Here is a 13,407-nt window from a genome sequence, read left to right on the forward strand (position 1 = left end):
TCAAATATTTTTATTGTTCTTTAACAGAAACTAAATGAGATACTTTATTAATCATACCACGGATCGCAGCGTTGTCTTCATGAACAACAGTTTGGTTTGTTTTCTTTAAACCAAGTGTTCTTACAGTAACGCGTTGGTCTTCCGGGCGACCGATTACACTTCGTTTGAGGGTAATTTCTAATTTAGCCATTAATGTTCCCTCCTTATCCTAACAGTTCTTCTACAGATTTTCCACGAAGCTTCGCAACGTCTTCAGCACGTTTAAGTTCACTTAAACCTTGAAGTGTTGCACGAATCATGTTGATCGGTGTGTTAGAACCTAAAGACTTAGAAAGGATATCAGCTACACCAGCTAGCTCAAGTACCGCACGTACAGGGCCTCCAGCGATAACTCCAGTACCTTCAGAAGCAGGTTTTAACAAGATGTTACCTGCACCGAAACGTCCGATGATTTCGTGTGGAATTGTAGTTCCAACCATTGGTACTTCAATCAAATTCTTTTTCGCATCTTCAACAGCTTTGCGGATCGCTTCTGGTACTTCTTGTGCTTTACCAGTACCGAATCCTACGTGTCCGTTTTTGTCACCGACAACGACTAGAGCTGCGAAGCGGAAACGACGACCACCTTTAACAACTTTCGCTACGCGGTTAACCGTAACTAAGCGTTCTTCTAACTCTAATTTGCTTGGGTCAATACGACGCATAATCATGTGTCCCTCCTTCTTTTATTAAAATTTAAGTCCAGCTTCACGAGCGGCATCAGCCAAAGCTTTTACACGTCCATGGTATAAGTATCCGCCACGGTCAAATACTACGTCAGAAATGCCTTTTTCAGCAGCGCGTTTTGCAACTAATTCTCCAACTTTAGTAGCAGCAGAAGTATCTCCAGTGCTTTCAACGTTCAAGTCTTTATCGAGAGTAGATGCACTAGCAAGTGTTACACCATTTACATCATCGATGATTTGAGCGTAAATGTGCTTGTTAGAACGGAAAACGTTCAGGCGCGGTCTTTCAGCAGTACCGGAAAGTTTAGCGCGAACACGAGCGTGTCTTTTAAGACGAGCAGCATTTTTGCTAGTTTTCGTAATCATCTAGGTCACTCCTTTCTTCACTTTAAGCGATCTTACTTAGCAGATTTACCTTCTTTACGGCGAACAACTTCACCTTCGTAGCGGATTCCTTTACCTTTGTAAGGCTCTGGAGAACGTACAGCGCGGATGTTAGCAGCAATAGCTCCTACGCGTTCTTTGTCTGTACCTTTTACAACTACTTTTGTTTGAGAAGGAACTTCGATTTCGATGCCTTCTTCAGGAACGATCTCAACAGGATGAGAGTATCCAACGTTTAAAACAAGTTTATTTCCGGATTTAGAAGCACGGTAACCGACACCGACTAATTCCAAACCTCTTTCAAATCCTTTAGATACACCTTCAACCATGTTGCCAAGCAGACTGCGAGTCGTACCATGCAGGGCACGGTGCTCTTTTTGATCAGAAGGACGAGCGACTGTAAGCACATTGTCCTCTACTTTAATCTCCATATCAGGGTGAAACGTACGAGTTAATTCTCCTTTTGGTCCTTTCACAGCTACAGTGTTGTTATCATTTAACGTTACTGTAACATCAGAAGGAATCTCAAGTAGCTTCTTACCTACACGAGACATACCAAACACCTCCATTCATGTTAAACTTCTTACCAAACGTATGCTAGAACTTCTCCACCAGCTTGTTTTGCACGGGCTTCTTTGTCCGTTAAAACACCTTGTGATGTAGAAATAATCGCGATTCCAAGACCGTTAAGTACGCGAGGTACTTCATTAGATTTAGCATAAACACGCAAACCAGGCTTGCTGATTCTTTTAAGACCAGTGATAACGCGCTCGTTGTTTTGTCCGTATTTCAAGAAAACGCGGATAATACCTTGTTTGCTGTCTTCTACGAACTCAACGTCACGAATGAAACCTTCACGCTTTAAAATTTCAGCAATTTCTCTTTTCAATTTAGAAGCAGGAATTTCAAGCTTCTCATGACGTACCATGTTTGCATTGCGAATACGAGTTAGCATATCTGCAATTGGATCTGTCATAACCATTATATAATTACCTCCTTCCCTTTCTTGGGGATTACCAGCTGGCTTTTTTCACGCCAGGAATTTGTCCTTTATATGCAAGCTCACGGAAACAAATACGGCAAAGTTTAAATTTACGAATGACTGAATGCGGACGTCCGCAGCGTTCACAGCGTGTGTACTCTTGTACTTTAAACTTTGGTGTACGTTGTTGTTTCGCAATCATAGACTTTTTAGCCACGATTTCGCCTCCCTTTCATTGATTATTTCTGGAACGGCATACCTACTTGAGTTAATAGCTCACGAGCTTCTTCGTCAGTATTAGCAGTTGTTACGATAACGATGTCCATTCCGCGAACCTTTGTTACTTTATCGTAGTCAATTTCAGGGAAGATTAACTGTTCTTTGATACCAAGTGTGTAGTTACCGCGACCGTCGAAAGATTTTTTAGAAACCCCGCGGAAGTCACGTACACGCGGTAAAGATACAGAAATAAGTTTATCAAGGAAATCATACATGCGCTCTCCGCGAAGAGTTACTTTCGCACCGATAGGCATTCCCTCACGAAGACGGAATCCAGCAATTGATTTCTTCGCACGAGTAACGACAGGTTTTTGACCTGCGATAAACGTTAATTCTTCAACAGCACTGTCGATTGCTTTGGCGTTTTGAACAGCGTCACCAACACCCATGTTGATTACGATTTTTTCGATTTTAGGCACTTGCATGACTGAATCATAGTTGAACTTAGTCATTAAAGCAGGTGCAATTTCTTTATTGTACTTTTCTTTAAGGCGGTTCATGAGATAGACCTCCCTTCCTTTTAATACTATTTATCTAGAACTTGCCCAGATTTTTTTGCTACACGAACTTTTTTGCCATCTTCCACTTTGTATCCTACGCGAGTCACTTCACCTGTTTTAGGATCGAGCGGCATAACGTTTGATACATGAATTGGCGCCTCTTGATTAGAAATACCGCCTTGAGGGTTAGCTTGAGTTGGTTTAGAGTGTTTCTTTACCATGTTAACACCTTCAACTAAAACGCGGTCCTTTTTAGGGAAAGCAGCAAGGATTGTTCCTTGTTTGCCTTTATCTTTACCAGAGATAACCATAACTTTATCGCCTTTTTTTACATGCATCCTGATCGCACCTCCTTGAGTAAGGCATTTATTTCATTAGATAACTTCTGGAGCTAGAGAAACAATTTTCATAAAGTTGTTTTCACGCAATTCACGAGCAACTGGTCCGAAGATACGAGTTCCGCGTGGGCTCTTGTCGTCACGGATGATAACACATGCATTCTCATCGAAGCTGATGTATGAACCGTCACTTCTGCGCGCTCCGCTTTTAGTGCGAACGATAACAGCTTTTACGACTTCACCTTTTTTGACAACGCCTCCTGGTGTTGCTTGTTTAACCGTGCAAACAATTACATCACCAATGTTAGCTGTTTTACGTCCAGAACCACCAAGAACTTTAATAGTAAGTACTTCACGTGCGCCAGAGTTGTCAGCTACTTTTAAACGAGTCTCTTGTTGAATCATTATTTGTTACCTCCCTTCGGAAAAAGAATTCCGAACTTTATTAGATAATAACAGCTTCTTCGACAACTTCAACTAGACGGAAACGCTTAGTTGCAGACAATGGACGAGTTTCCATGATCTTAACGATGTCACCGATTTTAGCTTGATTATTTTCATCATGTGCTTTGAATTTTTTTGAGTATTTTACGCGTTTACCGTAAAGTGTATGTTTTTTGTATGTCTCAACAACAACAGTAATGGTTTTATCCATTTTGTCAGAAACAACACGGCCTTGGTAAACTTTGCGTTGGTTACGTTCGCTCATGCTCACGACCTCCCCTCAGTGATTATTTATTAGCAGCAATTTCTCTTTCACGAATCACAGTTTTCATGCGCGCGATAGCTTTGCGCACTTCACGAATGCGAGCAGTATTTTCAAGTTGTCCTGTCGCTAATTGAAAGCGAAGATTGAAAAGTTCTTCTTTAAGAGACTTTACTTTTTGTTCAATTTCAGCAGTGGTAAGGTCACGAATTTCATTAGCTTTCATTTGATTCACCACCAATTTCTTCACGTTTTACGAACTTCGTTTTAATTGGCAATTTGTGAGATGCAAGGCGAAGCGCTTCACGAGCAACCTCTTCAGACACACCAGAAATTTCAAATAAAACTTTGCCCGGTTTTACAACAGCTACCCAACCTTCTGGAGCCCCTTTACCGGATCCCATACGTACCTCAAGTGGTTTAGCAGTGTAAGGTTTAGAAGGGAAAATTTTGATCCAAACTTTACCGCCACGTTTCATGTAACGAGTCATCGCAATACGTGCAGCTTCGATTTGACGGTTAGTAATCCAAGAAGCTTCAAGAGCTTGGATACCGAATTCTCCAAAATGTACTTCAGTACCGCCTTTCGCACGGCCACGCATTTTTCCGCGATGCTCTCTGCGATATTTAACGCGTTTTGGTAATAACATATTATTTTCCTCCTTCCTCTTTTTTCTTCTTAGTAGGAAGAACCTCTCCACGATAGATCCAGACTTTTACACCAAGCTTACCGTAAGTAGTATCAGCTTCAGATGTTGCATAGTCAATGTCCGCACGTAATGTGTGCAATGGAACAGTTCCTTCACTGTAGTATTCAGAACGAGCGATATCTGCACCGCCAAGACGACCAGAAACCATTGTTTTCACACCTTGTGCTCCAGCACGCATAGTACGTTGGATTTGTTGTTTCTGCGCACGGCGGAAAGAAACACGGTTTTCTAATTGACGAGCGATGTTGTCAGCAACTAGCTGTGCATCAAGATCTGCTCTTTTGATTTCAAGAATGTTAATGTGTACACGCTTGCCAGTAAGGCTGTTAAGGGCTTTGCGAAGTGCTTCGACTTCAGAACCGCCTTTACCGATAACCATACCAGGCTTAGCTGTGTGGATCGTAATGTTAACGCGGTTTGCTGCACGCTCGATTTCTACTTTAGAAACAGAAGCGTCAGAAAGGCGTTTGCTAATGTATTCACGAATTTTTAAATCTTCGTGCAGGAAGTCAGCGTAATCTTTACCAGCGTACCACTTAGATTCCCAATCACGAATGACTCCGATACGAAGACCGACTGGATTTACCTTTTGACCCACTACTTATCCCTCCTTCTTTTCTGATACAACGATTGTAATGTGGCTCGTACGTTTGTTGATTTGGCTCGCACGTCCCATAGCACGTGGGCGGAATCTTTTTAACGTAGGGCCTTCGTCAACGAATGCTTGAGAAATAACCAGGTTGTTAGCGTCCATTTCATAGTTATGCTCAGCATTTGCAATAGCGGATTTTAATACTTTCTCGATAATTGGAGAAGCAGCTCTTGGTGTAAGGTTCAAGATTGATACTGCCTCACCTACTTGCTTGCCTCGAATCAGGTCCATTACTAGACGTGCTTTACGAGGAGCAATACGGACTGTTCTTGCAACAGCTTTAGCTTGCATTTAAAAGCCTCCTCTCTTAGCGTCTTGTTTTTTTGTCATCACTAGCATGACCTTTGTACGTACGAGTTGGAGCGAATTCACCCAACTTGTGCCCTACCATATCTTCAGAGATGAATACAGGCACGTGTTTACGTCCGTCATAGACTGCGATTGTGTGACCAATAAACTGTGGGAAAATAGTTGAACGACGAGACCAAGTTTTTACGACTTGTTTCTTGTCTGTTTCATTTAATTTCTCGATTTTAGTCATCAAGTGTCCATCGACAAATGGTCCTTTTTTTAAGCTGCGAGCCATTTTGGAACCTCCCTTCGTGATTGCACTACGGTCCGAAAAGAACCGTAGACAACCCCGTTATTTATTTTTACGACGACGTACGATAAATTTATCGGATTTGTTCTTTTTCTTACGAGTCTTGAATCCAAGAGTTGGTTTGCCCCATGGAGACATTGGTGATTTACGTCCGATTGGCGCACGTCCTTCACCACCACCGTGTGGGTGATCGTTAGGGTTCATTACAGAACCACGAACTGTAGGACGGATGCCTTTCCAGCGAGAACGTCCAGCTTTACCAATGTTGATAAGTTCGTGCTGTTCGTTACCTACTTGACCGATAGAAGCACGGCAAGCAGAAAGGATCATGCGAACTTCACCAGAGTTAAGACGTACAAGAACGTATTTACCTTCTTTACCAAGAACCTGAGCAGATGTACCAGCTGAACGTACAAGCTGTCCGCCTTTACCAGGTTTTAATTCAATGTTATGCACAACTGTACCAACAGGGATGTTGATAAGTGGAAGTGCATTACCTACTTTAATGTCAGCTTCAGGACCTGACATGATTTCAGTACCTACTTGAATTCCTTTAGGAGCAAGAATGTAACGTTTTTCTCCGTCTGCATAGTTGATTAGAGCGATGTTAGCTGAACGGTTTGGATCGTATTCAACTGTAGCAACGCGTCCAGGTATACCATCTTTATCGCGTTTGAAGTCGATAACACGGTATTGGCGTTTATGTCCGCCACCTTGGTGACGTACAGTCAATTTACCTTGGTTGTTACGTCCGCCTTTTTTGTGAAGGGGAGCAAGCAAGGATTTTTCCGGCTTGTCAGTCGTGATTTCAGCAAAATCTGAAGTTGTCATGCCACGACGTCCATTAGAGGTCGGTTTATACTTTTTAATCGCCATTTTGAATTTCCCTCCTTCTTTTTACAGATAATTAAGCTTCAAAAATTTCGATTTCTTTGCTGTCTGCAGTAAGTTTTACGATCGCTTTTCTGCGACGGCTAGTCATACCAGTGTAGCGTCCAACACGTTTTGATTTACCTTTGTAGTTCATGATGTTGACTTTGTCAACTTTCACTCCAAAGATGCTTTCAACCGCGTCTTTCACTTCTGTTTTGTTAGCTCTTACATCAACTTCAAAAGTATATTTCTTTTCAGTCATTAAATCAGCAGAACGTTCAGTAATGACGGGGCGCTTTAGAACATCACGAGGATCTTTCATTATGCAAGCACCTCCTCTACTTTTTCAACCGCTGCTTTTGTAATCAGAAGCTTCTCGTGGTTGACAACGTCTAAAACGTTGATTCCATTAGCTTCAACAACAGTAACTCCAGGAATGTTACGAGCAGATAATGCTACTGCTTCGTTTGCATCCGCAGTTACGATTAAAGCTTTTTTCTCAACAGATAACCCTTTAAGGATAGCTGCCATTTCTTTTGTTTTAGCCGTATCAAGAGTAAGATCTTCAAGAACGATGATATTGTTGTCGATCACTTTAGAAGACAATACTGATTTGATTGCCAAGCGGCGAACTTTTTTAGGTAATTTATAAGAATAGCTGCGTGGTGTTGGGCCGAATACGACACCACCTCCGCGCCATTGCGGTGAACGGATTGAACCTTGACGGGCACGTCCAGTACCTTTTTGACGCCATGGTTTACGACCTCCGCCGCGTACTTCAGAACGATTTTTTACTTTGTGAGTTCCTTGACGTAAGGAAGCTCTTTGCATAAGAATAGCGTCGAATACAACACTCTCATTTGGTTCGATACCAAATACAGAAGCGTTTAATTCGATGTCACCAGCAGTAGAACCGTTTTGGTTGTATAATGCTACTTTTGGCATAATCAATTTCCTCCTTTCCTAAGAGAATTATTTAGATTTAACAGCACTTTTAACAGTGATTAAAGATTTCTTCGCACCAGGTACGTTACCTTTGATCAAAAGAAGATTGCGTTCTGCATCAACTTTAACGATTTCAAGATTTTGAACAGTGATTTGCTCTCCGCCCATACGTCCAGGTAATAATTTACCTTTGAATACACGGTTAGGATCTACAGGTCCCATTGAACCAGGACGACGGTGGTAGCGTGAACCGTGAGACATAGGTCCGCGAGATTGTCCGTGGCGCTTGATCGCACCTTGGAAACCTTTACCTTTAGATACTCCTGTTACATCTACGATTTCTCCAGCAGAGAAAATTTCAACCTTGACTTCCTGACCAACTTCATACGCATCCATTTCCACTCCGCGTAATTCTTTAACGAAGCGCTTAGGAGCAGTTTCCGCTTTTGCAACGTGCCCTTTTTCAGGTTTGTTAGAAAGCTTTTCACGCTTGTCGTCAAAACCAAGCTGGATTGCTTCGTAACCGTCGTTTTCAGCTGTTTTCTTTTGAAGAACAACGTTTGGAGCAGCCTCGATAACAGTTACCGGAATAAGATCACCATTCTCAGCGAATACTTGCGTCATACCAATTTTTCTTCCTAAGATTCCTTTGGTCATTCGTCACACCTCCTATTAAGATCATTCTATATTTTAGAATTAAAGTTTAATTTCGATATCGACACCAGATGGTAAGTCTAATCGCATAAGAGCATCAACAGTTTGTGGTGTTGGGTTCACAATGTCGATTAAACGTTTATGTGTACGCATTTCAAATTGCTCACGAGAATCTTTGTATTTGTGCACCGCACGAAGGATTGTGTAAACTGATTTTTCAGTTGGCAACGGAATCGGACCAGATACGCTGGCACCAGAACGTTTTGCCGTTTCAACAATCTTCTCTGCAGATTGATCAAGGATTCTATGATCATATGCTTTCAAACGAATACGAATTTTTTGTTTTGCCATTATTTTCCCTCCTTTTCGCCTACATCACGTTAGACAGTTCTCCGTGAGAAAAACCTGAACACCTTGCCATGGCAAAGCGGCCGGGTGTGTCAGCAACCTCTCACTTCATCGCAGTCAAAGACCAACATACACCATTATACAGAAAATAGGCGCATGTTGCAAGACTTATTTAAAATATGCATGATTTGCACACTTTTTTTATTATACAGGGGTTTTTCTTATTTATCAAGGATCTATCATAAATGGTGTCGTGCATGTCGACTTAATGTGTTCGCGAATAATGCCGGCTCCTCAATATGCGGGGTGTGAGCTGAGTTCTCAAATTGAAACCAGCGCTTTTCGGGTGCCTCAAGCACTTGATAATACTGTTTCGATATTTCAGCAGGAACAATTAAGTCATGTTTCCCTGAAATGAAAACACACGGTACTTTAATAGAAGGAACTGATGTAAAAGCATTAAACCGGTACAACTCACCAGTTAAATGTTTTTTACTGAAGCGCAATCCATTGAGGAAGCTGTGCATGTTCCGCACTCCATACTCATTGCCAGTAAGCATTTGAAATAATACAGCTAGAGATTGACGATGACGGCGAGTGAAGCCTCCCCTGCTTAGCTCGACACAAAACCGATAGATAAGGTGCTGGATATCCTGCTTCCAAGGCGGAGCACCAATGAAACGTGTGAGGAAAGATAATAAGCTGGCTTTTTTTGATTTAGAAATTTCACGAATATTTTGGAAAGCAGTTGATTCTTCATCGTGAGGGTTAACAACCTGGCTGATTCCATAATACGCGTAAAATAAATCAGGACACTGCTGCAGCACATGAAGCGCCAGTATTGACCCCCAAGAATGACCGGCTAGGTAAAGTTTTGATTTTGAAAAATGAGCTAAAAGCCATTGAGTGACTTGGATTGTATCTTTAATGAAGTGATCTATTGTCATAGAGTGATGTGAAATTCGCTTAGAATAAGAAAGCCCCGATCCTCTCTGATCCCAATGAACTACTGTAAAATACTGTTCCAGCTCTTTTTGATAATGTCTAACATATCCGATTTGCGGCGTTCCCGGCCCGCCATGTAAAAAAAGGAGCAATGGATTTTTCACGTCAACTCCATTAATCATCAGCATTTGCTTTGTATTTCCAATGCTTAGTTCTTTCATGATTGCGATTGATTTCTTTTCAGGAATCATAAATATTAACCCCTCGAATATGATAGATCCTATTATACAAGAAAAAGATAAGCAAACAAAAAACGAGACCCACAGGGGTCTCGTTTAAAATCATACTATTACTCAGTGATTGTAGAAACAACGCCTGAACCAACAGTACGTCCGCCTTCACGAATAGAGAAACGAGTTCCTTCTTCGATAGCGATTGTAGAAATAAGTTCAACGTTCATTTCAGTGTTATCTCCAGGCATAACCATTTCTACGCCTTCTGGAAGATGGATGATACCAGTTACGTCAGTTGTACGGAAGTAGAACTGAGGACGGTAGTTAGAGAAGAATGGAGTATGACGTCCACCCTCTTCTTTAGAAAGAACGTAAACTTCAGCTTTGAATTTGCTGTGTGGAGTGATTGTACCTGGTTTAGCAAGTACTTGACCACGTTGGATTTCTTCACGAGATACACCGCGAAGAAGGGCACCAATGTTGTCACCAGCTTCAGCGTAATCAAGAAGCTTACGGAACATTTCAACACCTGTAACAGTTGTTTTCTTGTTCTCTTCTTGAAGACCGATGATTTCAACTTCGTCACCGACTTTAACTTGTCCGCGTTCTACACGGCCAGTAGCAACTGTACCACGACCAGTGATTGAGAATACGTCCTCAACTGGCATCATGAATGGTTTTTCAGTGTCGCGTTCTGGAGTTGGGATGTACTCATCAACCGCATCCATAAGTTCGAAGATTTTAGCTTCCCACTCAGCGTCTCCTTCAAGAGCTTTAAGAGCAGAACCTTTAACAACTGGTACATCATCACCAGGGAAGTCGTATTCGCTAAGAAGATCGCGAACTTCCATTTCAACTAGTTCAAGAAGCTCTTCGTCGTCTACCATGTCGCATTTGTTTAAGAATACAACGATGTATGGTACACCAACGTTTTTAGAAAGAAGGATGTGCTCACGAGTTTGTGGCATTGGGCCATCAGCAGCAGATACTACAAGGATAGCTCCGTCCATTTGCGCAGCACCAGTGATCATGTTTTTAACATAGTCAGCGTGTCCTGGGCAGTCAACGTGTGCATAGTGACGAGTTTCAGTTTCGTACTCAACGTGTGCAGTAGAGATTGTGATACCACGCTCGCGTTCTTCTGGAGCACCATCAATTTGATCGTACGCCATAGCTGTACCTTTACCAGATTTCTTATGAAGTACTGTTGTGATAGCAGCAGTTAAAGTTGTTTTACCATGGTCAACGTGTCCAATTGTACCAATATTGGCATGTGATTTGGAACGGTCGAATTTTTCTTTAGCCATTCTAAAATCCTCCTTAAGAGCTTTTAATTAGTAATGTATAGAGTGATAGGAAGTGAAAGAAAGCTTTCACTTCCTCATCTTACAATAGTAGTTATACTTGAGTTAAGAGGCAAAATCAATTATTCGCCTTTATTTTTTTTGATAATTTCTTCTGCGACGCTCTTCGGCACTTCTTCGTAGTGATCCATGTGCATAGTGAACGTACCGCGACCTTGGGTATTAGAACGAAGTGCAGTAGCGTAACCGAACATTTCAGCAAGAGGAACCATAGCGCGAACAACTTGAGCGTTACCGCGTGCTTCCATACCTTCTACGCGTCCGCGACGTGAAGTGATATCACCCATGATATCTCCCATGTATTCTTCTGGAATAACCACTTCCACTTTCATGATTGGTTCAAGAAGAACTGGGTTACATTTGCTGACTGCATTTTTCAATGCCATAGAAGCAGCAACTTTAAATGCCATTTCGTTTGAGTCAACATCATGGTAAGAACCGTCGAAAAGTTTAGCTTTAATGTCAATAAGCGGGAAGCCTGCTAGTACACCATTTTCAAGTGCCTCTTCCAGACCTGCTTGAACAGCTGGGATATATTCACGAGGAACGACCCCACCGACAATCGCATTTTCAAATTCAAAGCCAGCGCCTTCTTCGTTTGGTTCGAATTCGATCCAAACGTGTCCGAACTGACCGCGTCCACCAGACTGACGTACGAATTTACCTTCAACTTTTGCACCGGTACGGAATGTTTCACGGTACGCAACTTGAGGAGCACCAACGTTGGCTTCTACTTTAAATTCGCGTTTCATACGGTCAACAATGATATCAAGGTGAAGTTCACCCATACCAGAGATGATCGTTTGGCCAGTTTCTGGGTTTGTTTGAGTACGGAATGTAGGATCTTCTTCAGCAAGTTTCGCTAAAGCGATACCCATTTTATCTTGGTCAGCTTTTGATTTAGGCTCAATAGCAACGTCGATAACTGGTTCTGGGAATTCCATTGACTCAAGGATAACAAGATCCTTCTCATCACATAGAGTATCTCCAGTAGTTGTATCTTTTAGACCTACAGCAGCTGCGATATCCCCTGCGTATACAGTAGAGATTTCTTCACGGCTGTTAGCGTGCATTTGAAGAATACGTCCAACACGCTCACGTTTGCCTTTAGTAGAGTTTTTCACGTATGAACCAGAATCAAGTGTTCCAGAGTACACACGGAAGAACGTCAACTTACCAACGTAAGGGTCAGTCATAACTTTAAATGCTAATGCAGAGAATGGCTCTTCGTCAGAAGAATGACGCTCAATCTCTTCATTTGTATCAGGACGTGTACCTTTGATTGCAGCAACGTCAGTTGGTGCAGGAAGGTAGTCAAGAACAGCATCAAGTACTAGTTGAACACCTTTGTTTTTGAAGGCAGAACCAACAAGAACAGGGTAGAATTCAACATTTAATGTACCTTTACGAATTCCTGCTTTTAACTCGTCAATTGTGATTTCTTCACCCTCAAGGTACTTATCCATAAGCTCTTCATCAAGCTCACATACAGCTTCAATAAGGCTGTTGCGAAGCTCTTCAGCTTGCTCTTTGTACTCTTCAGGGATTTCTTTTGCATCAGAACGAGTTCCGAGGTCATCTTCGTAGAAATACGCAACGTTTTCTACAAGGTCAATAATACCTTCGAAGTTATCTTCAGCACCGATCGGCAATTGAATTGCATGAGCGTTTGCTTGAAGACGGTCTCTTAAAGTTCCTACAGAGTAAAGGAAGTCTGCACCGATTTTGTCCATTTTGTTAACAAAAACGATACGCGGTACTCCATAAGTTGTTGCCTGACGCCAAACAGTTTCTGTTTGAGGCTCAACGCCTGATTGCGCGTCAAGTACAGCAACAGCACCATCAAGTACACGAAGAGAACGTTCAACTTCAACTGTGAAGTCTACGTGTCCTGGAGTATCGATGATGTTTACGCGGTATCCTTTCCACTGTGCAGTTGTCGCAGCGGAAGTGATTGTGATACCACGTTCTTGTTCCTGCTCCATCCAGTCCATTTGTGAAGCTCCTTCATGAGTTTCACCAATTTTGTGGATACGACCAGTATAGAACAAGATACGTTCTGTAGTTGTCGTTTTACCGGCATCGATGTGAGCCATGATACCGATATTACGAGTTTTTTCTAAGGAGAACTCTCTTGCCATTGGGTAATTTCTCCTTCCTTATTAGGA

General features: G+C 42.0%; 23 protein-coding genes. All 23 read right to left on the reverse strand.

Features of this window, described 5'->3' with window-relative positions:
• Positions 1 to 10: 10 nt before the first annotated feature.
• Positions 11 to 190, reverse strand: a complete 180-nt coding sequence (rpmD, locus tag PUN35_RS14060) for a 50S ribosomal protein L30 (RefSeq protein ID WP_003156497.1) — start codon at positions 188 to 190, stop codon at positions 11 to 13.
• A gap of 13 nt (positions 191 to 203) precedes the next feature.
• Entirely contained in the window at positions 204 to 704 is a 501-nt protein-coding gene (gene rpsE / locus PUN35_RS14065; protein ID WP_003328273.1) for a 30S ribosomal protein S5, read from the reverse strand.
• Between the two features lie 24 nt (positions 705 to 728).
• Positions 729 to 1,091: a 50S ribosomal protein L18 gene (gene rplR / locus PUN35_RS14070; RefSeq protein ID WP_003225816.1), complete on the reverse strand. Its 363-nt coding sequence runs from the start codon at positions 1,089 to 1,091 to the stop codon at positions 729 to 731.
• 32 nt (positions 1,092 to 1,123) lie between these two features.
• Positions 1,124 to 1,663, reverse strand: coding sequence for a 50S ribosomal protein L6 (gene rplF, locus PUN35_RS14075; RefSeq protein WP_004399690.1), 540 nt, complete (start codon positions 1,661 to 1,663; stop codon positions 1,124 to 1,126).
• A 29-nt stretch (positions 1,664 to 1,692) separates the two neighbouring features.
• Positions 1,693 to 2,091 (reverse strand): 30S ribosomal protein S8, encoded by a 399-nt coding sequence (gene rpsH, locus PUN35_RS14080; protein WP_003241998.1) that lies wholly within the window; start codon positions 2,089 to 2,091, stop codon positions 1,693 to 1,695.
• Between the two features lie 31 nt (positions 2,092 to 2,122).
• Positions 2,123 to 2,308 carry a 30S ribosomal protein S14 gene (rpsN, locus tag PUN35_RS14085; protein WP_003156488.1) on the reverse strand — a complete coding sequence of 62 codons (186 nt, stop codon included), beginning with the start codon at positions 2,306 to 2,308 and terminating at the stop codon, positions 2,123 to 2,125.
• 22 nt (positions 2,309 to 2,330) lie between these two features.
• Positions 2,331 to 2,870: a 50S ribosomal protein L5 gene (gene rplE / locus PUN35_RS14090; RefSeq protein ID WP_003225809.1), complete on the reverse strand. Its 540-nt coding sequence runs from the start codon at positions 2,868 to 2,870 to the stop codon at positions 2,331 to 2,333.
• Between the two features lie 26 nt (positions 2,871 to 2,896).
• Complete coding sequence (gene rplX, locus PUN35_RS14095; RefSeq protein ID WP_003156486.1) at positions 2,897 to 3,208, reverse strand: 50S ribosomal protein L24; 312 nt, start codon at positions 3,206 to 3,208, stop codon at positions 2,897 to 2,899.
• A 36-nt stretch (positions 3,209 to 3,244) separates the two neighbouring features.
• Entirely contained in the window at positions 3,245 to 3,613 is a 369-nt protein-coding gene (gene rplN / locus PUN35_RS14100; protein ID WP_003225805.1) for a 50S ribosomal protein L14, read from the reverse strand.
• Positions 3,614 to 3,653: 40 nt separating this feature from the next.
• Positions 3,654 to 3,917: a 30S ribosomal protein S17 gene (gene rpsQ / locus PUN35_RS14105; protein ID WP_003225804.1), complete on the reverse strand. Its 264-nt coding sequence runs from the start codon at positions 3,915 to 3,917 to the stop codon at positions 3,654 to 3,656.
• Between the two features lie 22 nt (positions 3,918 to 3,939).
• Positions 3,940 to 4,140, reverse strand: coding sequence for a 50S ribosomal protein L29 (rpmC, locus tag PUN35_RS14110; protein WP_003156482.1), 201 nt, complete (start codon positions 4,138 to 4,140; stop codon positions 3,940 to 3,942).
• On the reverse strand, positions 4,130 to 4,564 hold the full coding sequence (rplP, locus tag PUN35_RS14115) for a 50S ribosomal protein L16 (RefSeq protein ID WP_003225801.1): 435 nt from the start codon (positions 4,562 to 4,564) through the stop codon (positions 4,130 to 4,132). The genes rpmC and rplP overlap by 11 nt, the downstream gene beginning before the upstream one ends.
• Before the next feature lies 1 nt (position 4,565).
• Positions 4,566 to 5,222 carry a 30S ribosomal protein S3 gene (rpsC, locus tag PUN35_RS14120; RefSeq protein WP_014478628.1) on the reverse strand — a complete coding sequence of 219 codons (657 nt, stop codon included), beginning with the start codon at positions 5,220 to 5,222 and terminating at the stop codon, positions 4,566 to 4,568.
• A 3-nt stretch (positions 5,223 to 5,225) separates the two neighbouring features.
• Complete coding sequence (gene rplV / locus PUN35_RS14125) at positions 5,226 to 5,567, reverse strand: 50S ribosomal protein L22 (RefSeq protein WP_003156475.1); 342 nt, start codon at positions 5,565 to 5,567, stop codon at positions 5,226 to 5,228.
• Positions 5,568 to 5,583: 16 nt separating this feature from the next.
• A complete protein-coding gene (rpsS, locus tag PUN35_RS14130) occupies positions 5,584 to 5,862 on the reverse strand; it encodes a 30S ribosomal protein S19 (protein ID WP_003156472.1) in 279 nt (92 codons plus the stop codon).
• A 57-nt stretch (positions 5,863 to 5,919) separates the two neighbouring features.
• A complete protein-coding gene (rplB, locus tag PUN35_RS14135) occupies positions 5,920 to 6,753 on the reverse strand; it encodes a 50S ribosomal protein L2 (RefSeq protein ID WP_003225795.1) in 834 nt (277 codons plus the stop codon).
• A gap of 31 nt (positions 6,754 to 6,784) precedes the next feature.
• Complete coding sequence (gene rplW, locus PUN35_RS14140) at positions 6,785 to 7,072, reverse strand: 50S ribosomal protein L23 (protein WP_003156467.1); 288 nt, start codon at positions 7,070 to 7,072, stop codon at positions 6,785 to 6,787.
• Complete coding sequence (rplD, locus tag PUN35_RS14145; protein ID WP_004399658.1) at positions 7,072 to 7,695, reverse strand: 50S ribosomal protein L4; 624 nt, start codon at positions 7,693 to 7,695, stop codon at positions 7,072 to 7,074. Before rplD ends, rplW begins: the two co-directional genes overlap by 1 nt.
• 27 nt (positions 7,696 to 7,722) lie before the next feature.
• Positions 7,723 to 8,352, reverse strand: coding sequence for a 50S ribosomal protein L3 (gene rplC / locus PUN35_RS14150; RefSeq protein ID WP_004399671.1), 630 nt, complete (start codon positions 8,350 to 8,352; stop codon positions 7,723 to 7,725).
• Between the two features lie 39 nt (positions 8,353 to 8,391).
• Entirely contained in the window at positions 8,392 to 8,700 is a 309-nt protein-coding gene (gene rpsJ / locus PUN35_RS14155) for a 30S ribosomal protein S10 (RefSeq protein ID WP_003156464.1), read from the reverse strand.
• A 236-nt stretch (positions 8,701 to 8,936) separates the two neighbouring features.
• Positions 8,937 to 9,893, reverse strand: a complete 957-nt coding sequence (locus PUN35_RS14160) for an alpha/beta fold hydrolase (protein WP_014478627.1) — start codon at positions 9,891 to 9,893, stop codon at positions 8,937 to 8,939.
• 98 nt (positions 9,894 to 9,991) lie between these two features.
• Positions 9,992 to 11,182, reverse strand: a complete 1,191-nt coding sequence (tuf, locus tag PUN35_RS14165; protein WP_003235058.1) for an elongation factor Tu — start codon at positions 11,180 to 11,182, stop codon at positions 9,992 to 9,994.
• A gap of 119 nt (positions 11,183 to 11,301) precedes the next feature.
• Entirely contained in the window at positions 11,302 to 13,380 is a 2,079-nt protein-coding gene (gene fusA, locus PUN35_RS14170; RefSeq protein WP_017695826.1) for an elongation factor G, read from the reverse strand.
• Positions 13,381 to 13,407: the final 27 nt, after the last annotated feature.

The organism is Bacillus sp. N3378-2at (assembly GCF_033412715.1).
In the GTDB taxonomy this organism is placed as follows: domain Bacteria; phylum Bacillota; class Bacilli; order Bacillales; family Bacillaceae; genus Bacillus; species Bacillus subtilis.